The 21,283-nt window shown below is 70.4% G+C and carries 22 protein-coding genes and 1 tRNA gene; 11 read left to right on the top strand and 12 right to left on the bottom strand.

Annotated features, from left to right (window positions below; translation table 11 throughout):
• Positions 1–89: 89 nt before the first annotated feature.
• From pepN to QM641_RS05340, 7 genes are all read left to right on the top strand, one after another.
• The gene (gene pepN, locus QM641_RS05370; RefSeq protein ID WP_415114213.1) at positions 90–2,636 is read left to right on the top strand and encodes an aminopeptidase N; all 2,547 of its coding nucleotides are present in this window, start codon (positions 90–92) and stop codon (positions 2,634–2,636) included.
• 232 nt (positions 2,637–2,868) lie between these two features.
• On the top strand, positions 2,869–3,780 hold the full coding sequence (locus QM641_RS05365; RefSeq protein WP_415114211.1) for an ABC transporter ATP-binding protein: 912 nt from the start codon (positions 2,869–2,871) through the stop codon (positions 3,778–3,780).
• The gene (locus QM641_RS05360; protein ID WP_415114209.1) at positions 3,777–4,589 is read left to right on the top strand and encodes an ABC transporter permease subunit; all 813 of its coding nucleotides are present in this window, start codon (positions 3,777–3,779) and stop codon (positions 4,587–4,589) included. The genes QM641_RS05365 and QM641_RS05360 overlap by 4 nt, the downstream gene beginning before the upstream one ends.
• 15 nt (positions 4,590–4,604) lie before the next feature.
• On the top strand, positions 4,605–5,897 hold the full coding sequence (locus QM641_RS05355; protein ID WP_415114207.1) for a sensor histidine kinase: 1,293 nt from the start codon (positions 4,605–4,607) through the stop codon (positions 5,895–5,897).
• Positions 5,894–6,556 carry a response regulator gene (locus QM641_RS05350; protein ID WP_415114205.1) on the top strand — a complete coding sequence of 221 codons (663 nt, stop codon included), beginning with the start codon at positions 5,894–5,896 and terminating at the stop codon, positions 6,554–6,556. Before QM641_RS05355 ends, QM641_RS05350 begins: the two co-directional genes overlap by 4 nt.
• A gap of 58 nt (positions 6,557–6,614) precedes the next feature.
• A complete protein-coding gene (locus tag QM641_RS05345; RefSeq protein WP_415114203.1) occupies positions 6,615–7,757 on the top strand; it encodes a mechanosensitive ion channel family protein in 1,143 nt (380 codons plus the stop codon).
• A complete protein-coding gene (locus QM641_RS05340; RefSeq protein WP_415114201.1) occupies positions 7,754–8,209 on the top strand; it encodes a globin in 456 nt (151 codons plus the stop codon). Before QM641_RS05345 ends, QM641_RS05340 begins: the two co-directional genes overlap by 4 nt.
• Here the strand turns inward: QM641_RS05340 and QM641_RS05335 are convergent.
• Complete coding sequence (locus QM641_RS05335) at positions 8,187–9,236, bottom strand: magnesium and cobalt transport protein CorA (RefSeq protein ID WP_415114199.1); 1,050 nt, start codon at positions 9,234–9,236, stop codon at positions 8,187–8,189. The two genes, QM641_RS05340 and QM641_RS05335, sit on opposite strands and share 23 nt — an antisense overlap.
• A gap of 4 nt (positions 9,237–9,240) precedes the next feature.
• Positions 9,241–9,924: a hypothetical protein gene (locus tag QM641_RS05330; RefSeq protein WP_415114197.1), complete on the bottom strand. Its 684-nt coding sequence runs from the start codon at positions 9,922–9,924 to the stop codon at positions 9,241–9,243.
• A 61-nt stretch (positions 9,925–9,985) separates the two neighbouring features.
• On the opposite strand from QM641_RS05330, the gene QM641_RS05325 reads away from it, so the two are divergent.
• Entirely contained in the window at positions 9,986–10,873 is an 888-nt protein-coding gene (locus QM641_RS05325; protein ID WP_415114195.1) for an acyl-CoA thioesterase, read from the top strand.
• 12 nt (positions 10,874–10,885) lie between these two features.
• Here QM641_RS05325 and QM641_RS05320 read toward each other — a convergent pair whose 3' ends face one another.
• The 4 genes from QM641_RS05320 to QM641_RS05305 all read right to left on the bottom strand — a co-directional run bounded on the left by QM641_RS05320 (position 10,886) and on the right by QM641_RS05305 (position 14,284).
• Positions 10,886–11,389 carry an acyl-CoA thioesterase gene (locus QM641_RS05320; RefSeq protein ID WP_415114193.1) on the bottom strand — a complete coding sequence of 168 codons (504 nt, stop codon included), beginning with the start codon at positions 11,387–11,389 and terminating at the stop codon, positions 10,886–10,888.
• Positions 11,382–13,064, bottom strand: coding sequence for an energy-dependent translational throttle protein EttA (ettA, locus tag QM641_RS05315; RefSeq protein ID WP_415114191.1), 1,683 nt, complete (start codon positions 13,062–13,064; stop codon positions 11,382–11,384). Before ettA ends, QM641_RS05320 begins: the two co-directional genes overlap by 8 nt.
• A gap of 93 nt (positions 13,065–13,157) precedes the next feature.
• On the bottom strand, positions 13,158–13,628 hold the full coding sequence (locus QM641_RS05310; protein WP_415114189.1) for a DUF6993 domain-containing protein: 471 nt from the start codon (positions 13,626–13,628) through the stop codon (positions 13,158–13,160).
• A gap of 74 nt (positions 13,629–13,702) precedes the next feature.
• A complete protein-coding gene (locus QM641_RS05305) occupies positions 13,703–14,284 on the bottom strand; it encodes a single-stranded DNA-binding protein (protein ID WP_415114187.1) in 582 nt (193 codons plus the stop codon).
• A gap of 172 nt (positions 14,285–14,456) precedes the next feature.
• On the opposite strand from QM641_RS05305, the gene QM641_RS05300 reads away from it, so the two are divergent.
• Positions 14,457–14,753, top strand: coding sequence for a hypothetical protein (locus tag QM641_RS05300; protein WP_415114185.1), 297 nt, complete (start codon positions 14,457–14,459; stop codon positions 14,751–14,753).
• On the opposite strand, the gene QM641_RS05295 is transcribed toward QM641_RS05300, so the two are convergent.
• The gene (locus tag QM641_RS05295; protein ID WP_415114182.1) at positions 14,754–16,190 is read right to left on the bottom strand and encodes a PLP-dependent aminotransferase family protein; all 1,437 of its coding nucleotides are present in this window, start codon (positions 16,188–16,190) and stop codon (positions 14,754–14,756) included.
• Positions 16,191–16,251: 61 nt separating this feature from the next.
• Between QM641_RS05295 and QM641_RS05290 the strand changes: the two genes are divergently transcribed.
• Positions 16,252–16,881 carry a YczE/YyaS/YitT family protein gene (locus QM641_RS05290; RefSeq protein ID WP_415114180.1) on the top strand — a complete coding sequence of 210 codons (630 nt, stop codon included), beginning with the start codon at positions 16,252–16,254 and terminating at the stop codon, positions 16,879–16,881.
• On the opposite strand, the gene QM641_RS05285 is transcribed toward QM641_RS05290, so the two are convergent.
• The 4 genes from QM641_RS05285 to QM641_RS05270 form a co-directional block, all read right to left on the bottom strand.
• The gene (locus tag QM641_RS05285) at positions 16,842–17,324 is read right to left on the bottom strand and encodes a DUF2017 family protein (RefSeq protein WP_415114178.1); all 483 of its coding nucleotides are present in this window, start codon (positions 17,322–17,324) and stop codon (positions 16,842–16,844) included. The genes QM641_RS05290 and QM641_RS05285 overlap by 40 nt on opposite strands.
• A complete protein-coding gene (clpS, locus tag QM641_RS05280) occupies positions 17,321–17,611 on the bottom strand; it encodes an ATP-dependent Clp protease adapter ClpS (protein ID WP_415114176.1) in 291 nt (96 codons plus the stop codon). The genes QM641_RS05285 and clpS overlap by 4 nt, the downstream gene beginning before the upstream one ends.
• A complete protein-coding gene (locus QM641_RS05275) occupies positions 17,611–17,958 on the bottom strand; it encodes a metallopeptidase family protein (protein WP_415114174.1) in 348 nt (115 codons plus the stop codon). The genes clpS and QM641_RS05275 overlap by 1 nt, the downstream gene beginning before the upstream one ends.
• Positions 17,959–18,095: 137 nt before the next feature.
• Complete coding sequence (locus tag QM641_RS05270) at positions 18,096–20,276, bottom strand: DUF5979 domain-containing protein (protein ID WP_415114172.1); 2,181 nt, start codon at positions 20,274–20,276, stop codon at positions 18,096–18,098.
• A 137-nt stretch (positions 20,277–20,413) separates the two neighbouring features.
• Between QM641_RS05270 and QM641_RS05265 the strand changes: the two genes are divergently transcribed.
• Positions 20,414–21,184, top strand: coding sequence for a LysE family translocator (locus QM641_RS05265; protein ID WP_415114170.1), 771 nt, complete (start codon positions 20,414–20,416; stop codon positions 21,182–21,184).
• Here QM641_RS05265 and QM641_RS05260 read toward each other — a convergent pair.
• Positions 21,177–21,252: transfer RNA gene (locus QM641_RS05260), tRNA-His, on the bottom strand. The genes QM641_RS05265 and QM641_RS05260 overlap by 8 nt on opposite strands.
• Positions 21,253–21,283: the final 31 nt, after the last annotated feature.

Raw genomic sequence — 21,283 nt, 5'->3', positions numbered from 1 at the left:
GCGAGCGGGGGAACGCTTAGGCTAGGGGGGTTGTCGTCGGCGCCGGCCACGCCTTCGTGCGGCATCCACCCTCATCCACGGGAGCATCAGTGCCTGGACAGAACCTCACCCGCCGCGAGGCGCAGGAGCGCCGCGCGATCGTCGACACCGCGTCGTACGACATCTCGCTCGACCTCACGATCGGGCCCGAGGTGTTCCGCTCCCGCTCGATCGTGCGCTTCTCCGCGACCGCGGGGGCCTCGACGTTCATCGATCTGGTCGCGCGCGACGTGCACGAGGTCACGCTCAACGGCCGTGCGCTCGACCCCTCGGCCGTGTTCGCCGACTCGCGCATCGCGCTGGAAGGCCTCGCCGCCGACAACGAGCTCGTCGTCGAGGCCGACTGCCTCTACACCAACAGCGGCGAAGGCCTGCACCGGTTCGTCGATCCGGTCGACGGCGAGGTCTACCTGTACTCGCAGTTCGAGGTGCCCGACTCGCGACGGGTGTTCGCGGTGTTCGAGCAGCCCGACCTGAAGGCGGCGTTCCAGTTCACGGTGACCGCGCCCGAGCCCTGGCAGGTCGTCTCCAACTCCCCCACCCCCGAGCCGACCAGGCACGGCGACGGCACCGCGACGTGGCGCTTCGCCCCCACCCCGCCGATCTCCTCGTACATCACGGCGCTCATCGCCGGGCCCTACGAGGCGACGTTCGCCGAGCTGACCAGTTCGTCGGGTCGCGTCATCCCGCTCGGCGTCTACGCCCGAAAGAGCCTGTGGCAGCACCTCGACGCGGACTACGTCTTCGACATCACGCGCAAGGGCTTCGCCTATTACGAGGAGAAGTTCGGCGTCGCCTACCCGTTCGAGAAGTACGACCAGCTGTTCGTGCCGGAGTTCAACGCCGGGGCGATGGAGAACGCCGGCGCGGTCACCTTCACCGAGACGTACGTGTTCCGCAGCAAGGTGACCGATGCCGTCAAGGAGCGCCGCGTCGTCACGATCCTGCACGAGCTCGCGCACATGTGGTTCGGCGACCTGGTCACGATGCGCTGGTGGAACGACCTGTGGCTCAACGAGTCGTTCGCCGAGTGGGCCTCGACGATCGCGACCGCCGAGGCCACCGAGTGGACCGAGGCGTGGACGACCTTCAACGCGATGGAGAAGACCTGGGCGTACCGCCAGGATCAGCTCCCCTCCACGCATCCGATCGTCGCCGAGATCAACGACCTCGAGGACGTGCAGGTCAACTTCGACGGCATCACCTACGCCAAGGGCGGCTCGGTGCTCAAGCAGCTGGCCGCGTGGGTCGGCATCGATGCCTTCTTCGCGGGCGTCTCGGCGTATTTCGCCAAGCACGCGTGGTCGAACACCGAGCTCGGCGACCTGCTCGCCGAGCTGGAGACCACGAGCGGCCGGGAGCTCGCAACGTGGTCGAAGAAGTGGCTCGAGACGGCGGGGGTCAACACCCTCTCGCCCGTGATCGCGACGGATGCCGCGGGCCAGATCACGCGCTTCGCGATCGTGCAGACCGCCCCGGCCGACTACCCCACCATCCGCCCGCACCGGCTCGGCGTGGGTCTGTACAACCTGCGGGACGGCGCCCTCGTGCGCACGCACCACGTCGAGCTCGACGTCGACGGCGACCTCACCGAGGTGCCGCAGCTGAAGTATCACGGCCGTCCCGACCTGGTGCTCCTCAACGACGAGGACCTCGCCTACGCGAAGATCCGCCTCGACGACCGGTCGCTGCAGACCGCGATCGCGCACCTGGGCAAGATCACGGACCCCCTCGCGCGCTCGCTCGTGTGGGGCGCGGCGTGGGATCAGACGCGCGACGGCGAGTCGGCGGCATCCGACTACGTCGACCTCGTCCTCGGCAACATCGGCGCCGAGACGGAGTCGACCACCCTGCGGACCACGCTCGGACAACTCCTGCTGGTCGCGAACTCCTATGTCGCACCGGAGCGCCGTGACGCGACGCGCGAGCGGGTCGCGGACGCGCTGTGGGAGCTCGCGCTGGCGGCGGAACCGGGCAGCGACGCGCAGTTGCAGTTCGTCACGGTGTTCGCGGCGGCCGCGGCCACGCCGGCGCAGTGGGAGCGGGTGCGGGAACTGCGCGAGGGCACTGTGCGCCTGGAGGGCCTTGAGATCGACACCGACCTGTCGTGGTCGCTGCTGGTCTCGCTCGCCGCGGGGGGCCTGGTCACCGAGGCCGACATCGACGCCGCGCACGAGGCCGACAACACGGCCAAGGGCGGCGAGTTCGCCGCGCAGGCCAAGGCGGCCCTCCCGACGCGGGAGGCCAAGCGCGCCGCGTGGTCGTCGCTCGTGGACCGAGCGGCGCTGCCGAACACCGTCGTCCGCTCGGCCGCGCTCGGGTTCGTGCACCCCGCGACGAGAGAGCTGCTGCGCGAGTTCGTCGACGACTACTTCGACATGCTGTTGCCGGTGTGGGACGACCGCACGTACCAGATCGCGAACTACCTGATCGTGGGGCTGTTCCCCGCGCCGCTGGCCGATCTCGCGCTGCGTGACGCGACCCGGGCATGGCTGGCGGCGCACCCCGATGCGCCGCCGGCGCTGCGCCGCCTCGTGCACGAGAACCTCGCCGGCGTCGAGCGTGCCCTCGCCGTGCAGGAGCGCGACGCCGAGTAGTCCTCGCCGTGCTCGGGTGCGGACGAGCTTCTCGCGAGACCTCAGGAGTGCACCGTTCTGGGGCGGAAAGCGGTGCAGACGGGAGGTTTCGCGGGGGTAGGCGGCGGCGAGACGGGCCTAGGCGGCGGCGGCGACAGGGCGCGCCTGACGGTACCTGGGTACTACGCGGCGGCACGGCTTCGGGACTCCGGGTGGACGCGCGACCATATCGGCGCTCCGTAGCGTCGGTGCCATGATCGTTGCAGAGAACCTCACGAAGAGGTACGGAGACCACAACGCGGTGTCGGACGTGTCCTTCACCGTCCGCCCCGGCATGGTGACCGGCTTCCTCGGCCCGAACGGCGCCGGCAAGTCCACCACCATGCGCCTGATCGTCGGCCTCGATCGCCCCACGGCGGGCCGGGCGACCGTCGGCGGCACCGAGTACGCGAAGATGCGCGCGCCCCTCACCGAGGTCGGCGTGCTGCTGGACGCCAAGGCCGTGCACACCGGACGCAGCGCACGCAACCACCTGCGCGCGATGGCGGCGACCCACGGCATCCCGCGCAGCCGCGTCGATGAGGTGATCGAGCTGACCGGCATCTCCTCGGTGGCCGCCAAGCGCGCGGGCACGTTCTCGCTCGGCATGGGGCAGCGGCTCGGCATCGCCTCGGCCCTCCTCGGCGACCCGCACACGCTCATCCTCGACGAGCCGGTCAACGGCCTCGACCCCGAGGGCGTGCGGTGGGTGCGCCAGTTCGTCCGCCAGCAGGCGGCATCCGGACGGACCGTGCTGCTGTCGAGCCATCTCATGAGCGAGATGGCACAGACCGCCGACCACCTGATCGTGCTCGGCCGAGGACAGGTCCTGGCCGACGCGCCGCTGAGCGACATCGTGCGCGCCTGGACCACGAGCCGCGTCGTCGTGCGCAGCCCGCGCGCGACCGAGCTCGCCCAGGCGCTCACCGCGCCCGACGTCACCATCGTCACCACCGCCGCCGACACGATGTGCGTCGAAGGCGTGGCGGCATCCGTCATCGGCGACGTCGCCGCGGCCCGCGGCATTGCGCTCCACGAGCTGACCCCCTCGACCGGATCGCTCGAAGAGGCCTACCTCGCCCTCACCGGACAGGCCGTCGAGTACAAGACCAAGGAGATCTCATGAGCACCCTCACCGCCCCCGCCCCGGCGCGTTCGACCATCGTCGCCCCGTCCACCGCGCGCCTGAGCTTCGGCCGGGTGCTGCGCAGCGAGTGGATCAAGCTCGCCACGCTCCGCTCCACGTGGTGGTCGCTCGGCATCGCCGTCGCGCTCTCGGTCGGCATCTCGCTCCTCATGGCGGCGGCGCTCTCCGACGCGGACGCCGGCTTCCCGGCGGTGATGACGATCGTCATGCCGCTGCAGTTCACGATGCTCGTCGCCGGCATCCTCGGAGCCATCGCCGTCACCGGCGAGTACTCGACCGGCATGATCCGCTCCACCCTGGCCGCTGAGCCGCGGCGCGGCGCGGTGCTCGCGGCGAAGGCGCTGGTCATCGCGGCCGTCCTGGCCGTCGCCACTCTCGTCGGCGACGCCATCGCGATCGCCGCGACCGCCCCCATCCTGTCGACGCAGATCGACTGGTCGGATGCCACGGTCTCGATCCTCCCGCTCGCGTTCGGCATGCTGTCGATGATGGTGTTCGCCCTCATCGGGCTGAGCTTCGGCTTCGTCATCCGCAACGGCGCCGGCGCGATCGCCGCCACCGTGGGCCTGCTGTTCGTCGCCCCGGTCGTGGTGAGCATCTTCTCGATGTTCGGGCAGTCGTGGCGGTGGATCGTCGACCTCGGGCGCTACCTGCCGATGAACGCCGCCGCGGCCATCACCACGCCGGGCGGCCGGGACGACCTCTGGCCGGAGGTGCTCGCCCTCCTCGCGTGGGCGGTCGTGGGCCTCGGCGCCGGCTGGGCCGTCCTGCGCACGCGCGACGCGTAGCCGTAGAGTCGAGCCGTGCCCCGACGCCGTCGCAGCAGCAGCTCCGCTCCGCCTCAGGCGGACGCGGAGCTGCTGCTGCCGCGTCCGCCCGGGCTCATCCGGCAGTTCTGGGCGCGGCATCCGCGTGCAGCCGACGTCATCGTCGCGCTCCTGTGTCTCACGATGTCCTCCGGCACGCTCGCCGCCTCCGTCCGGTACGGCACGCCCACAAGCACCGGGGTCACGACCGACGCGCCCACGGTGGCGGCGACGGCCTGGATCGCCGTGCTCGCCGTGGCCACGTGCGCCGCGCTCCTGGTCCGCCGCCGCATTCCGCTGCTGCCCCTCGCCCTCGCAACGACCGGCCAGCTCCTGTTCGTGTTCGTCCCGGTGAGCTCACTCAGCCCCGCGCTCGCGGTCGCGGTGTACTCCCTCGCCGTCTACCGCTCGAACCGCGCGTGCTGGATCGGCTACGGCGTGTCGGTCGGAGCGGTGGCAGTGGTGGCGGCGGTGGCGGCGACGACCGGTGCCGTGGCGGTCAATCTCGCCACCAACGCCGGCCTCGACGGGGCTGTCACCGCACTCGTGGGGGCCCTGATCGGAGTCAACGTCGGAAACCGCAAGCGTTACCTCGCGGCGGTGATCGACCGGTCCAGACAGCTGCTCGTGGAACGGGACCAGCAGGCCCAGCTCGCCGCCGCCGCCGAACGGGCACGCATCGCCCGCGAGCTGCACGACATCGTCGCGCACAACCTGACGGTGATGGTCGCCCTGGCAGAAGGAGCAACCGCGACCGCCGATCCCGCTCGCGCGCGGGCGGCGACCGGGCAGATCGCCGAGACCGGGCGCGGGGCCCTCACCCAGATGCGGACGATGCTCGGCGTGCTGCGCGACGGCCACGACGACGCGCCGCGCGCGCCACTCGCCCCGCTCGGCGACGACGCGATCGCCGACACCGTGGCTGCCGCACGCGCCGCCGGCTTCCCGGTGACGCTGTCGACCAGCGGTGAGGCGGAGCTGCCCGCCCCGGTACGGCTCGCCCTGACCCGCACCGTCCAGGAGGGACTCACCAACGCCATGCGCCACGCCCCGCGCGCTACCGGCATCGACGTCGCGATCGCCTATGAGCCGGATGGCGTCCACATCGCCATCCGCAACGACGGTGCGCCCGGGACGAGCCGGGAGGGCGGCTACGGCATCCGGGGACTGCGCGAGCGGGTCGCCCACGTCGGCGGCACCTTGGAGGTCGGTCCCCGCGGCGCCGGCGAGTGGGCGCTGCACGCCCGCCTGCCGCTGGAACCGCGGCCGGAGGACGGTGAGGCCGCGTGATCCGCGTGCTGCTCGTCGACGACCAAGAGCTCATCCGCGTCGGCTTCCGGCTCGTGCTGGAGGCCGAGTCCGACATCGAGGTCGTCGGCGAGGCGGGCGATGGCCTCGCGGCGGTCGAGGAGGCGGAGCGGCTCGCGCCGGAAGTCGTACTCATGGACGTGCGGATGCCACGGCTGGACGGCATCGAGGCCACCGCCCGCATCGTGGCGGCCCGACCCGCGACCCGTGTGCTCGTGCTGACGACCTTCGACCTCGACGAGTACGCGTTCGGCGCGCTGGATGCCGGTGCGTCCGGGTTCCTGCTGAAGGACGCGCGTCGCGACGACCTGGTCGCTGCCGTCCGCGCCGTCGAGCGCGGCGATGCCGTGCTCTCCCCGCGCGTCACCCGCGAGGTCATCCGACGCAGTGGCCTCGCGCCGGCGACACGGCCCGCGGCATCGGAGCTCACCGCCGCACTCACCGAGCGCGAGCGCGAGGTGTTCGCCGCGATCGGCCGCGGCCGCAACAACGCGGAGATCGCGCGGGACCTGTTCCTCAGCGAGTCCACGGTCAAGACCCACGTCGGGCGGGTCCTCGCCAAGCTCGGAGCGCGCGACCGGGTGGAGGCGGTCATCCTCGCCCATCGGCACGGGGTCGTCAGGCTCGACGAGCTCGGTTGAGCCGCCCCGCCCGCCACGCCCAGCGCCCGCCGATCGATCGCACCTAGGATCGGGAGCGATGAACATCATTCCTCTGACCGCAGCGACCCCCGCGCCGTTCTGGGACCGGGCGCTCGACGTCCTCATCGTGGTCGGGGCCAAGAGCCTCGCCGTGGCCTCGATCATCGTCGGTGCCTTCCTCGTGGCGTGGCTGCTCAAGCTCCTGATCCGTCGCGTGGTCAGACGCATCGTCACGGGCGCCAAGAACCGCGCCGAAGTGCTCGACACCCGCGCGATGGAGCACTCCCCGCTCGCTCAGGTGCGCATCGTGCAGCGCACGCGCACGCTCGGCTCGATCCTGCAGAACATCGCGAACGTGACGATCGTGATCATCGCGCTGATCCTCATCGTCTACACGATCAACTCCGACGTGATCGGCTCGTTCACCCTGCTGACCGCCGCGATCGGCGCGGGTCTGGGCTTCGGGGCGCAGAACATCGTGCGCGACGTGCTCAACGGCATCTTCATCGTCGCCGAGGACCAGGTCGGCATCGGCGACGTCGTCGACCTGGGACTGGCCACCGGCGTGGTCGAGTACGTGAGCGTCCGCATCACCCACGTCCGCGATGTGAACGGCACGCTCTGGTATGTGCGCAATGGCGAGATCCTGCGGATCGGGAACATGTCCATGGGCTGGTCGCGGGTGATCATCGACCTCGCCGTGCCGGCCGACGCCCCGATCGAGGAGGTCGAGGAATCGATGCTGGAAGCGGCTCGGAGCCTCGCCGAGGAGGAGAAGTGGCGCAGCCGAGTTCTGGAGCAGCCGGAGATCTGGGGACTGGAGTCTGTCTCGGGTGACGCCCTGGTCATCAGGCTCGTCATGAAGACGCGCGCCGGGGCGAAGGAGGACGTCGCGCGCGAGCTGCGCATGCGGCTCAAGCACGCGATCGACGAGCTCGGCCTGACCCTGCCTCAACTCAGCTCGATCACGCTCTCCGGGCTGGAGAGCGCGCAGCGCGTGCGCGGCGCGAACCCGCCGAAGACCCGGCCCACGCCGGTGCCCGTCGGCGAGGAGAAGGTCGTCTGGAAGCCGAAGAAGCGCGGCCGCAAGAAGGCCAAGTCCAAGCGGCATCCCGAGGCGATCGATCTCCAGGCCGCCGACACGGATGCCGCCGAGCCGTCCTCGTCCGAAGACGAGTCGAAGAGCGGGTCGACGACGTGAGCGAGCCGGATGCCGCGCCGCTGAGCTTCTACGACGAGATCGGCGGGCACGACACGTTCGTGCGACTCGTGGCGGCCTTCTACCGCGGTGTCGCCGCCGACGACCCCTTGCGGGCCATGTACCCGGAGGAGGATCTGGGTCCGGCCGCGGAGCGCCTGTGCCTGTTCCTGGAGCAGTACTGGGGCGGACCGACGACGTACAGCCGGAGCCGCGGGCATCCCAGGCTCCGGATGCGGCACGCCGCGTTCCACATCGACCCCGCCGCGCGGGACCGGTGGCTCACTCACATGCGGGCGGCCCTCGACGAGCTCGCCCTGGCTCCCCTGCACGACGCGACGATGTGGGACTACTTGCAGCGCGCGGCGTACGCGATGGTGAACACGTTCGAACCGGGCGGGATCGGCCCCGCAGGCAGCCCGAGCACGCCGGTCAGAGCCAGCTCTTCGCTTTGAAGACGCGGTAGAGCGTGAAGGCGAACGCCCCCATCGCGATGAGGGCCAGCGGGTAGCCCCACGGGGAGCGCAGCTCGGGCATGACCGCGAAGTTCATGCCGTAGATCCCGGTGATCAGCGACGGCGCGAAGATGATCGCCGCCCAGCTGGAGATCTTCTTGGCCTGCTCGGTCTGGGCCAGGCTCGTCTCGGTGAGCCGCTGCATCTTCTCGTTCTGCACCTGGGCGACAAGGGTCGTGTGCACGGTGAGGGCGTTCTGCAGCGTCTGGCGGAACTCGTCCACCTTCTCGTTCACCCGGATGACGTGGTCGAGCACGTCGCGCAGCGACCGCCGCAGCTCGAGCGCCGCCGCGTCCCCCAGCGTGTCGGCATCCACCGCCGCCTTGTCTGCCAGGCCCGCGCGCAGGACCGAGATCATCCCGACGAGCGGACGCACCGCGCGCTGGAAGTCCATCACCTCGCCGGAGAGGTCGTAGATGCGCCGTGCGACGGCGTCGTCGCCGCTGAAGAGCTGGTCCTCGATCTCATCGATGTCGTTCTCCAGCCCCGCGACGACCGGTTCGTACTCGTCCACGACCTGGTCGAGGATCGCGTAGCAGACGCTCAGCGGCCCGCGCGCCAGCAGCTCGGGCTCGTGCTCCAGGCGGGCACGGATACGGGCGAGGTTCGGCGTCTCGGCGTGGCGCACCGCGATGACGAAGTCCTCGCCGACGAACAGGTGGATCTCGCCGAACTCCACCCGCTCCTCACTGTCGAGGTAGCGTGCGGGTCTGAGCACGAGGAAGCGGTGGTCGCCGTATCGATCGATCTTCGCGCGCTGGTGGCCGCGCACGGCGTCTTCGACGGCGAGATCGTGCAGGTCGAACTCGTGCGCCACGACGTCGAGCTCGGTGGCATCGGGACGGTAGAGCCCGATCCAGGCGAAGCCCCCCGGCTCGGAGCGCAGTGTCTCGAAGGTCTCGTCCAGGCTCTTGGGCGTCGCCGCCCGGTGTCCGTCGACATACACCGCGTTTCCGATCACCGTCACGGCGTCATCCTCGCACGTCGCCCCGCCCGGTGGTGCGCACGGCGGTCAGTCCCGTGCGTGTCGGCCCCTTGTGCAGCACGTGCCCTCGCCGCAGGCTCAGCCGCGTCCAGGCTCCCGAGCGGAGCACGCGCACCTGTTCACGGTCGCCGAGAAAGCCGAGACTCAGGGCCGCGAAGGCGACACCGGCGGGAAGGCCGACGAGCTCGTCCACCGGAACGCTCCACACCGCCGCGCGCACCGCGCGCACGGCATCCTCGCCCGCATCGACCGGCACCGCCCGGGCGACGTCTGCCACCCCGCGGTCAGCGGCCTCGCGCAACCGATCGGACAGCAGCGAGGCTGTGCGGGTCCACCCGGTACGCGGCGGGGAGATCCCGGCCCAGGCGGCCGTGACCGCCGACTCGGGAAGGTCGACCGAGGTCGGGTCGCCGACGGTCGCGACCAGGCGTGTGGCATCGACCACCAGGTCGCACACCAGCTCGGGGTCGACCCCGACCGCGCGCATGCCCAGCACCGTCGGCGTGGGATCGAGCAGTCCCTGCGGGGCCAGCGGGCCCGCGCTGAGCCGAAGCACGCCACCCGATGCCTGCAGGCGAAGCGCGCCGTCGCCGGTGCGCGCGGCACGCGAGGCGAAGGTCAGTGCATCGCTCGCCGCGCGCGGATCAGGGAAGAGCAGTCGAGCCGGCATCCGACCTAAACTACCAACGCGGCGCCGACGTGACGCCGTCTGACGACATCTGGGGGCGCTCATGACGCAGACCGGTGCCGAGCGCTCCCCCGCCGTCCGCGCGGTGGACCGACTGATCGGCGTGCTCGATCTGGACGACACCGCCGCGCGCACCACCGAGGACATCTTCACGGGGCGTTCGCAGCGGATGCCGTTTCGCCGCGTGTTCGGCGGTCAGGTGCTGGCGCAGTCGCTCGTCGCCGCCACGCGCACGGTGCCCGACGGACGCCGCCCGCACTCGATGCACGGCTACTTCCTGAGGCCCGGAGATGACACGCTCGATGTGACGTTCGCGGTCGACCGCATCCACGACGGCCGGTCATTCTCGCGCCGGCGCACGCAGGCGTTCCAGCACGGCGTGCCGATCTTCTCGATGATCGCCTCGTTCCAGGTCGGCGACGAAGGCCTAGAGCACGCGGTGCCCATGCCCGACGTGCCCGAGCCCGATGACGTCGTCGACTCCGTGCCCGACCTCCCGGAGGACCACCCTCTGTTCCGGCACGTCATGGCCGATCGTCCGGCCGAGCTCCGACACATCGACTCGCCTCTGTATCTTCGCGTCGAAGGCGAGCCGCGACCCGCGCAGGCGGTGTGGATGCGCACGCGTGCGCGACTTCCCGACCACGCCGCGCTGCACCGTGCGGTGCTCGCCTACCTCAGCGACATGACGCTCCAGGAGCCGATCCTGCGCGCCCACGGCATCCCGTGGGCGACGCCGGGGCTGAAGGTTGCGAGCCTCGACCATGCCATGTGGTGGCATCGCGACGGCCGGCCCGACGAGTGGATGCTGTATGTGCAGGAGTCTCCGAGCGCGGGCGGCGGACGCGGCCTTTCGACCGGGCGCATCTTCGACCGCGCGGGGCGACTGCTCGTCAGCGTCGCGCAGGAGGTCATGGTGCGCGTGGCCTGACGCGCGGCGGCGTCAGTGACGGTGCGAGAACGCGACCGGTGCGCCGAGATACGGCGCCCACGCGGAGCGCACGTGCTCGGGCAGCCGCACCGGACGCCCGGTGGTGAGGTCGACGAGCACGAAGACCGCGTTGGCGCGCACGTAGAGCTCGGCCGGCTCCGCCCCGACGGGGCTGTGCACCTCGTAGCAGACCTCGACGCTCGCCCCGCCCATGCGGGCGAACCAGAGCTGGATGTCCAGCGGCTCGCGCTGGTACGGCACCGGGAGCAGGTACTCGATCTCCTGCCGCGCGATCAGGGTGCCCAGGCCCTCCGCGCCCTCGACCGAGATGACGGCGGTCGGGAAGGCCTCTGCCCTCTCGTCCTTCCAGAGGGCGCGCACGCGCGCCTCCTCCAGGAGCTTGAGCATCGCCACGTTGTTGACGTGGTTGAACGCGTCGAGGTCTCCCCATCTGAGGTGGATGGGGACGTGCAGGCGGATGCCGCCGGTGGCGGCCCCGGTCTGCTCGTCAGTCACGCGTGAGCTTCCGGTACGTGGAGCGGTGCGGCTTGGCGGCATCCGGACCCAGCCGCTCGATCTTGTTCTGCTCGTACGCCTCGAAGTTGCCCTCGAACCAGTGCCAGCGGTCGGGCTCGTCGTCGGTGCCCTCATAGGCGAGGATGTGCGTCGCGATGCGATCGAGGAACCAGCGGTCGTGGGTGATGACGACGGCGCAGCCGGGGAACTCCAGGAGCGCGTTCTCCAGCGACTGGAGCGTCTCGACGTCGAGGTCGTTGGTCGGCTCGTCGAGCAGCAGCAGGTTGCCGCCCTCCTTGAGGGTCAGCGCGAGGTTCAGGCGATTGCGCTCGCCCCCCGACAGCACGCCCGCCTTCTTCTGCTGGTCGGGCCCCTTGAAGCCGAACTTCGAGACATATGCCCGCGACGGAATCTCGGTCTTGCCGACCGTGATGATGTCCAGGCCGTCGGACACGACCTCCCACAGCGTCTTCTGCGGGTCGATGTTCGCGCGCGATTGGTCGACGTAGCTGATCTTGACCGTCTCGCCGATCTTGAGGTCGCCCCCGTCGAGCGGTTCGAGGCCGACGATGGTCTTGAACAGCGTCGTCTTGCCGACGCCATTCGGGCCGATGACGCCCACGATGCCGTTCGGCGGCAGGCTGAAGCTCAGCCCGTCGATGAGCGAGCGTCCGTCGAAGCCCTTCTTCAGCTTCTTGGCCTCGATGACGATGCTGCCCAGGCGCGGGCCCGGCGGGATCTGGATCTCTTCGAAGTCGAGCTTGCGCGTGCGCTCGGCCTCGGCCGCCATCTCCTCGTAGCGCGCGAGACGGGCCTTCGACTTCGCCTGGCGCCCCTTCGCGTTCGAGCGCACCCACTCCAGCTCCTCGGCGAGGCGCTTGGCGAGCTTGGCGTCCTTGCGGCCCTGGACGGCGAGGCGCTCGGCCTTCTTCTCCAGGTAGGTCGAGTAGTTGCCCTCGTAGCCGATCAGCCGGCCGCGGTCGACCTCGGCGATCCACTCGGCGACGTTGTCGAGGAAGTACCGGTCGTGGGTGATCGCGATGACGGCGCCGGGGTACTTCTGCAGGTGCTGCTCCAGCCACAGGACGCTCTCGGCATCCAGGTGGTTGGTCGGCTCGTCGAGCAGCAGCAGGTCGGGCTTCTGCAGCAGGAGCTTCGTCAGCGCCACGCGGCGCTTCTCGCCGCCGGAGAGGTTCGCGACCGATGCGTCGCCGGGCGGGGTGCGCAGGGCATCCATCGCCTGCTCGAGCTGCGAGTCGAGGTCCCACGCGTCGGCGGTGTCGATGTCCTCCTGGAGCGTGCCCATCTCGGCCAGCAGCGTGTCGAAGTCGGCGTCGGGGTCGGCCATGAGGGCCGAGATCTCGTTGAACCGGTCGACCTTGGCCTTGATCTCGCCGACGCCCTCCTGCACGTTCTCCAGCACGGTCTTCGACTCGTCGAGCTCGGGCTCCTGCATGAGGATGCCGACGGTGAAGCCCGGCGAGAGCTTCGCCTCGCCGTTGGAGGGCTGGTCGAGCCCGGCCATGATCTTCAGGATCGTCGACTTTCCGGCGCCGTTCGGCCCGACCATGCCGATCTTGGCACCGGGGAGGAACGCCATGGTGACGTCGTCGAGGATCAGCTTGTCGCCTACCGCCTTGCGGGCGCGGACCATCTGGTAGATGTACTCAGCCATAACGGACCAAGTCTACGCAGCCCCGCGAGGGTGCCAGTTCTCCCCGCGAGGGTGCCCGTCCTCCCCGCGAGGGTGCCCGTTCTCCCCGCGAGGTCACCAGTCGATCGGCCGAGTGCGACCGACGAGGCATCCGCCGTCGGGGAGCTTCGGCAGTACGACGGCGGTCGGCGTCGGGGTGGAGGGGCCCACCTGTCCGACCAGGCACTGCTCGTCCCGCCACAGCACCGAGAATTGGATGCTGTCGGCCGGGTCGTCCACACTCGTGCGATCTGGAGTGACCTGCATCGCCGCCCTTTCGAACCCCGCCGCGACGAGCGCATCGACGTACGCGCGGCCCTCCACGCTCCCGGTCGCGGCGACGGAGGTCACCGTCTGTGCGAACAGCGGGAGGTTGTCCTCCGCGGTGCCGTCGGGGACGAGCGTGGCGGGCTCGGCCGTCGCGACGGGCGGGGACGCCGGCGCGGTCTTCGCGGGCTTGGCCGGACCGCCGGTGCATCCGGCTAGCGCGCCGGCGACCATGAGCGCGACCAGTCCGAGCGGGGCGACGGAGGGACCTCGAGGCACGGCACGAGCCTAGTCGCCGGATGCCGCAGACCGCGGGGCGTGCATGGCCGAGTCCGCCGGTCGGTGGCGTCGAGTCAGAACGGCACCTCGACAGGCTCCTCGCTGCCGAGCGGGCGGGCATCCCACGCGTCGTCGTCCACGAGTCCCGCGCCCACCGTCGCCGTGCTGCGTTGCGGGATCGCGCTCGGGAACGCGTCGGCGCCGCCCTCTCCGATCGGGACTCGGAACGGGTCGGTCGCATCGTGCCTGGCCGCGTCGAGTGAGGTCGGCTCGGAGCGGGGACTCTCACCCACGATGCCGGAGGTGTCGCGCTGGAAGGTGCTCGTCCCCCACAGCAGGTCGTGGCCGATCCCGTCGGCGTCGATCTCGGCTTCGAGGCCCTTTTTCGTGCTCGTCTCCCACTCGCGGAGCTTGAGCGAGCCGGTCACGACGATCCGCTGCCCTTTGTGCAGGGAGACGAGCGCGTGCTCGGCCAGCCGGCGGAACGCCGACACGGTGTACCAGTTGGTCGCGCCGTCGACCCATTGCCCTGATCGGGCGTCGAAGCGCCGTTGGCTGCTGGCGAGCCGGAAGGAGATGACCGGCACGCCGGTCGAGGTCTGGCGCCGCTCGGGCTCGGTCGCGATGTTCCCGATGACGGTGATGTGGTCGCTCATGGACGGTTCCTCTCTTCGCTGCGGGGACGATCCCCGCTGCTCCGGCCCTCGCGTGCCCGGCGAGGGCCGGAGCACTCCCCACTGTGACGGCGGCGTCAGCGCCATGGGACACCGAAGCCCCGATCAGTGGAGAGATCGCGGGATTCGCGGGTTGTGGAGGAGGCTTCGATGGATGTCGGAGGTCGAAGCTAACTTCGATGATCAGGAGGTCATCATGGTACCTATCGTCGATTCCCCGCCAGTCCTGCCGACCGAGCTCGGTGGTGCGCGACTGCTCCCGGTCGGACCGGACCGATGGCGCGTGCTCCGGCCGAACGGTCTCGCCGCCGGCCACCTCGAGCGTCATGACGATGGCACGCGGACCCGCTACCGCGCGTGGCGCTTCCAGGCCTCGACGGGTGCGTTCCGCGAGGTCGGCGAGTTCTGGTCACCGGAGGAGGCCGTCGAATGTCTTCGGCTCTCCCGGTGATCAGACGACCGCGGCGGCGGGCTCGGGCGCCGCCGTCGGGTCGGGCGCCGCGAGGCGCACCGCGGGCCAGACTTCGGCGAGCACGTCCACGGCCCGTCGAAGCTCGTCGGCGGGCGAGGTGAACGGCAGGCGCAGGTGGCGGTCGTGCCCTCCGACCGCCGCGAAACGCGGCCCGGCGGACAGGTGTACGCCGTGCGGGCGCGCGGCCAGCAGAAGCGATCCGCTCAACGGAGCGCCCAGCTCCACCCACAGCGACACGCCGCCGCCGACCGACGGCACCGTCCACTCCGGCAGCCGCTGACGGAGTGCGCCGACGAGCGCATCGCGCCCCTCCCGCAGAAGCACGGAGCGCTGGGCGACGATCTCGGGCAGAAGCGGGAACAGCCGCTCGGCGACCGCCTGCTCGAACTCGGGTGTGCCGAGGTCTCGCCGAGGACGCTCCGAGGCGAGGCGGCGGATGTCGTCGAGTTCGGCGCGGATCCAGCCGATGCGGAGCCCGCCCCACACGGTCTTGCTCAGCGAACCGACGCGCACGATCGGCGTGCGTTCGGCGAGTGGACCGGCGAACGGCATCTCGGCGGTCGGGGCGTCGATCGCGAGGTCAGCGGTCGTGTCGTCGACGATGAGCAGCGTGCCGGAGCGCTGCGCGGACAGTGCGATGCACTCCTGGTCGCGACGGGACATCGTGCGCCCGGTCGGATTCTGGAAGCGCGGCATGAGGTAGGCGACGGCCGGACTCGTGCGGGCGAGCGCCTGTGCGGCGCGGTCGAGATCCCACCCGGTGCCGGTGGTGACGGGGACTTCGACGAGTCGTGCGCCGGCGGCCCTCAGCGCATCGGCCGCGTGCGGGTAGGTCGGCGTCTCGATGAGCGCGCGGTCGCCTCGACGGAGGAACACCCCGGCGATCAGGTGGATCGCGCTCTGCGCGCCGGTCGTGACCATGATCTGCGCGGGCGAGGTCGGCAGTCCCGACGACGTGTAACGCTCCGCGATCGCCGTGCGCAGCGCTGGGCTGCCGACGACGTCGTAGCCGGCGCGGGCGACGAGGGTCGCGGCATCCTGCGCGACCTCGCTCATCACGCCGGCAAGCCCGGGCCATGCGGCCGGACTCGCCTGCTGCAGATCGATCGCGTCGACGCCGGGCTCGATCGTGCTCGCCGCACGGCGGCGGAGCGGGAGGGTGATGCTGCCCGCGCCGCGCAGGCTGTCGATCTGACCCGACTCGCGCAGACTCCGATAGGCCGCCGTCACGGTGGCCCGGCTCAGTCCGAGCACCGCCGCCAGCTCGCGCTCGGCGGGGAGCGCGGTGCGCGGTGCGAGCCGGTTGTCCAGACACAGCAGTCGGATGCCGTCCGCCAGCGCCTCGTACGCGGGGGTGCGCGTGCGCCAGCCGCCGAGGGCGGCGGCCAGGGCGCGCGCAGAGATGCGGGAGTCCATTGGGCCACTGTATCCGAATTGGCCTGTTGCGAGAGAGCCAATTCTGCGGTGGGATGGAGTCATGACGCGTCGGATCGTGCAGCTGCTGCTGGGACTCTGCCTCTACGGCGTCGGCTGCGCTCTCACGGTGCGGGCGGGCATCGGTGTGGATCCGTGGACCGTCTTCGCGGAGGGCGTCTCGAAGCAGACGGGTGTCGGGATCGGGTGGGTCACGAATGTGATCGGCTTCCTCGTGCTGCTGCTGTGGCTGCCGTTGCGTCAGCGACCCGGGATCGGCACGGCGTTGAACATCCTGCTCGTGGGCACGAGCATGCAGGCGACGCTGGAGGTCGTGCCCGCGATCGACGGCTGGCTGTGGCAGGGCGCGACCTTCTTCGCCGGCGTGCTGCTGGTGGCCCTGGCATCCGGCCTGTACATCGGGGCTCACTTCGGTCCCGGCCCGCGTGACGGTCTCATGACGGGCCTGCACGCCCGGCTGGGCTGGCCGATCTGGACGGCGCGATGCGTCGTCGAGGCCACCGTGCTCGTGACCGGCTGGTTCCTGGGCGGCACGGTCGGCATCGGCACGGTGCTGTTCGCCGTGCTCATCGGACCGCTCGTGCATGTCGCGCTGCCCTTGCTCGACACGCCGGCGGTCCCCCGCGCGGCCGATCAGCCGTCGACCGCGCGCACCAGCCCGTCGAGTCGATAGCCCAGCCACTCGTACACCCCGAAGCGGGGGTCGTCGACCTCCTGGTCGCTCTCATGCTCGATGCCGAGGCGTGAGGCGAGCACGAGGCGAAGCGCCGCCAGCGTGCGCAGCCACGCACCGGTCTGCCCCGGGTCGAGCACGACAGCGACGGTCGCCGCGGCCAGCGCCGGGTCGATGTCGTCCGGGGAGAGGCGGTCGCCGCCGGGGCGCAGCGAGTCGAGCACGACCTCGGCGTCGACCTGCCGACGTGCGAGCAGGTCGCTCTCCGTGAGCTCACGGAACTCGCGCGCCGCGTCATCGTCGTCGGTGTAGGCGTCGGGGGTCAAGCGCGCTACCGCGGGATCGGCGTGCGACCCGTCGCCGACGAGGGCCGCGAACTGCTCCACGAGATCGGTGAGATGGGCGGCCTCGATGAGCGACAGCTCCAGGACGACCGTCGTCATGCCTCGGCCCTGCGCACCGTGGCCCACAGGCCGTAGTCGTGCATCGCACGCGCGTGCAGCTCCATCTGCTCGCGGGCGCCCTCGGCGACCACGGCATGGCCGTCGTGATGCACGGCCAGCATCCGCTCGGTGGCGACGGCGGCGGAGAAGCCGAAGTACTCGCGGAAGACGTGCACGACGTAGTTCATGAGATTCACCGGGTCGTTCCAGACCACGGTCTGCCAGGGCGCCGCGAGGTCGGCGACCGTGTCGGATGCCACGTCCTCCCGCGGCAGCGCTCCGACCATCACGCCCACCCCAGTTCGTGCAGCCGGTCGTCGTCGATGCCGAAGAAGTGCGCGATCTCGTGCACGAGGGTCGTGTGCACCTCGTCGCGCAGCTCGTCCAGGTCGTCGCACGCGTGCAGATGCGCGTCGCGGTAGACGATGATGCGATCGGGAAGCTCCCCCTGACCGTAGTGGTCGCGCTCGGTCAGGGCCCAGCCGTCGTAGAGCCCGAAGAGGTCGAGACTGCCGTCCTCCGGGCGATCCTCGACCACGAAGACGACGTTGTCGAGCCCGTCGACCATGTCGTCGGGCAGTCGATCGAGCTCGTCCGCGACGAGAGCCTCGAACGCCACGGCATCCATCTGCATTGCGGGCTGTCCTCGGAATCGGAGCGGGAGATCCTGCTCACACGCTGTACCGCGATTCTATCCGGCGGCGCGATCCGCAGCGCAGAGGTGAGGGCCGGGAAGGTGCAGAACACCTTCCCGGCCCTCGGGAGGGGGGATCAGGGCTGCGTGCGGCGGAACGTCACGACCATGACGATGCCGGACACCAGCAGAGCGAGGGCCGTGAGCGGGACCCACAGCGCCAGCTCACCCCCGGTCATCGCCAGCCGCGTCCCGGTCGGCTGCGATGCGGACGGCACGGCAGGCTTCCCGGGGTCGACGGTCACGACGGTCGGCGTGGACGTGGCGGTGTTGGTCAGCACGACCTCAACCTGCTGTGCCTCGCCGACGGTGAAAGAGGCCGTCTCGGCCGCTTCGCCATCGCCGACCTGGAACGCCGGGGCGCCCCAGACCACGTCGGCGACCTCCGGGAGATCGACCTCGGTGATGGTCACCGTCGAGCCCGCCGGCACGCCCGTGACCACGAGCGGCTCACCCACGGTGAGGGTCGCCGTCACCGGCTCACCATCGCCGACCACGTAGGACACCGTGAACTCCGTGCCCGCGGGCACCTTGCTGGCGGCAGCGCCGTCGAGCAGCTTCTCGATCGAGAACTCACCCGGCACCAGCGGTCGCGGCGTGGCGGTGTTGGTCAGCACGAGCTTGAGCACGTCGCCGGCCTGCGGAGTGACGCTGAACGTGCCGTCGCCGTTGTCGACGACGCCCTCGCCCGTGATCTTCGCCGCGCCCCAGACGACATCCGTGATGCTCGGCAGATCGACCTCGCTCAGCGTGATCTTCGTGCCGGCAGGCACCCGCTGCGACGTGACCGTCGTGCCGTCGGCGCGCAGGTCGATGTCCTGACCGCCGCCGCTCCACGTGGCCTTCACGTGGAACACGGTGTCGGTGGGAACCTCCGACGCCCGCTCACCGGTCACGACCTTCTGGATCGCGAAGCGGCCCAGTGCCGACGGGTCACCACCACCGCCGGCCAGCGCTTTGAACGATGCGGAGGCGGTGTAGTCCTGGCCCCGGAGACTGACTGTGTTGCCCACGCGGTCGCCGGTGAAGAGGATTCCGTCGGCCTCGGTCTTGTAGTTGAGGCGGTAGGCGGCGGTCGTGTCGAGCGCGTGACCGTCGATGGTCAGTGTGCGACCGTCGGCGCTGATCGTGTACGACGACGCCGTGAAGGACGCGTCCTTCACCCACGTGGTGAGCATTCCCTCGTCGTCGACGACGTTCTTGTAGAGCACCGCGCTGTCGGCGATGAAGTGGTGCAGTTCGAAGCCCTCGCTCGCGTCGATCGTGTCGACGAGCGAGAGAGTGCCGCCGGCGGCGGGGATCGTGACGCTCCAGTTGAAGCGGCCCGAGTCGTAGTCCGCGTAGCCCCACTTCGACGCGCTCACCGGAGCCTTGGTCGCGGTCGGAGTGCTCGTACCGGTGCCCGTGCCCGGAGTGGGCGTGGGCTTCGGGGTGATGCCGCCGACCGGCAGGGTCACACCGAACGTCGCGGCGCCGAGCAGGAAGTCGATGTCGGTCTGACCCTCGTCGGTCTCGGCCGTCGCGGAGAGCGTGAACCAGATGTTGCCGGAGTGGATGTCCACGACGCGCTCGGTGAAGACGCAGGTGGCGGTGACGCCCTCCCACGTGCAGTCGGCGAGCACCGTCGAGCCGCCGTTCTCGAACAGGTGGAACACGTTGCGGCTGACCGGAGCGAACTGCGACGGCAGCGTGAGCTGGAAGTAGTCGCCCGGCTGCGTGTCCATCGGCACGCTCCAGTTCGCCGAGAAGGCGATCGACTGGCCCACCACGAGCGGCTTGCCGCCGTTGTCGGCTAACGCCGCGCCGCTGATCGTCACCGCGGCCTGCTGCGGGCCGCGCGCGGCCGTCTCCGTGGCGACCGGTGCGGTAGACGTGTCGGATGCCGCGACCGGAGGTGCGGCGGGCTGCGCCGTCTCATCGACCGCGGGTACTCCTTCGCTCTCGACGGCGACGATGTCGCTCGCCTCAGGCGCGGCGGCGGGCGGCTCGGCGAGCGGCGCCTCGGTCGTCTCCGCGACCGGTGCGGCGACGGAGTCGGCCTGCACCTCGGGCGCGGTCTCGTCGGCGACGACGATCGACTGCGGCGCCACGGCATCCGACGACTCGCCGTCGGCGTATGCGGCGGAGACGCCGCCGACCACGACGGTGGTCAGCGCCAGTGTGACCGCAGCGGCCGTGGCGAGCGCCTTCTGCACCCAGCGGCGCCGGCGACCCCCGCCGGGCGCGGTCGCATCGTGATTTTCGACAGCAGTAGCCATCATTCCCCCAGATGTCATGCTTCGCACTCGGCGAAGCCCCCAGTGACGAGGTCGCAGCGCATCGGTCCCCACCGTGCAGTGCTGCATCCCCGGAGACACCCCCCAAGGTGTCCTTACCCAGAGAGATGCCTGAGTGAGTGAATCATTACGCGAACGCTAAGAATTCTCTTAACTTCGCGTCGAGGACCGGTCCCTTGGAGTGCGTTCGAACGCGAGGGGTTCCGCTCCGGAATCCGCTGTTCGTCGGAGATCTGCACATCGTCGGAGCAACACGCCGAGATCGGCTCCGACGATCGGCTGATCTCCGACGAAGTGCGACGGCCGCATCGTGCGGCACCTCTATTCGGTATGGAAAGACCGACGCGCCTTGGCTCTATACAGAGAACCATGCGGGCGTTCAGGCTGATGGGGTGAGTTTCGAGTTCTGGGTGCTCGCGCCGGAGACGGATGCCGGTGCGTCGACGGTGTGGCGGGTGATCGGCAGCGCGGTGCTGGTGAACCTGCTGAACCCGAAGCTGACGATCTTGTTCTTCGTGTTCTTGCCGATGTTCGTGAATCCGGCCTCGGATGGTGCGGTGTCTCGGATGGTCGTGCTCGCACTCGTGTTCATGGCGATCACGCTCGTGATATTCGGCGTCCTGGCCGGCGGATGGGGTCCGTACCCGATCACGAGGCCCGGCGCTCCCGCGGCGTGGCGGAGTGCGGACAGGGGCTGGACCGCGATCCCGACCGCTTTCGCACGGTCTGCGAGGGCGGCGTCGTCGACGCTCTCGGCGAGTTCGACGACGAGGTGGAGCCCTGCCGCGATCCCCGTGATGCGGCATCCCGGAAGCGTCACAAGAATCGTTGGGCCGCCCTGCGCTCGTTCCTCTCGGGACCCGCCGCCGGGGCCATTGCATTTGGGGTGAGTAACGGGACTTGAACCCGCGACCCCCTGGACCACAACCAGGTGCTCTACCAACTGAGCTATACCCACCATGTGCCCGCGAGCGGGCAACCGTCACAGT

Origin of the sequence: Microbacterium sp. (genome assembly GCF_047605725.1) — a bacterium.
In the GTDB taxonomy this organism is placed as follows: domain Bacteria; phylum Actinomycetota; class Actinomycetes; order Actinomycetales; family Microbacteriaceae; genus Microbacterium.
The sequence above is the reverse complement of the archived record's forward strand: the minus strand, read 5'-3'. Positions and strand labels throughout refer to the sequence as shown.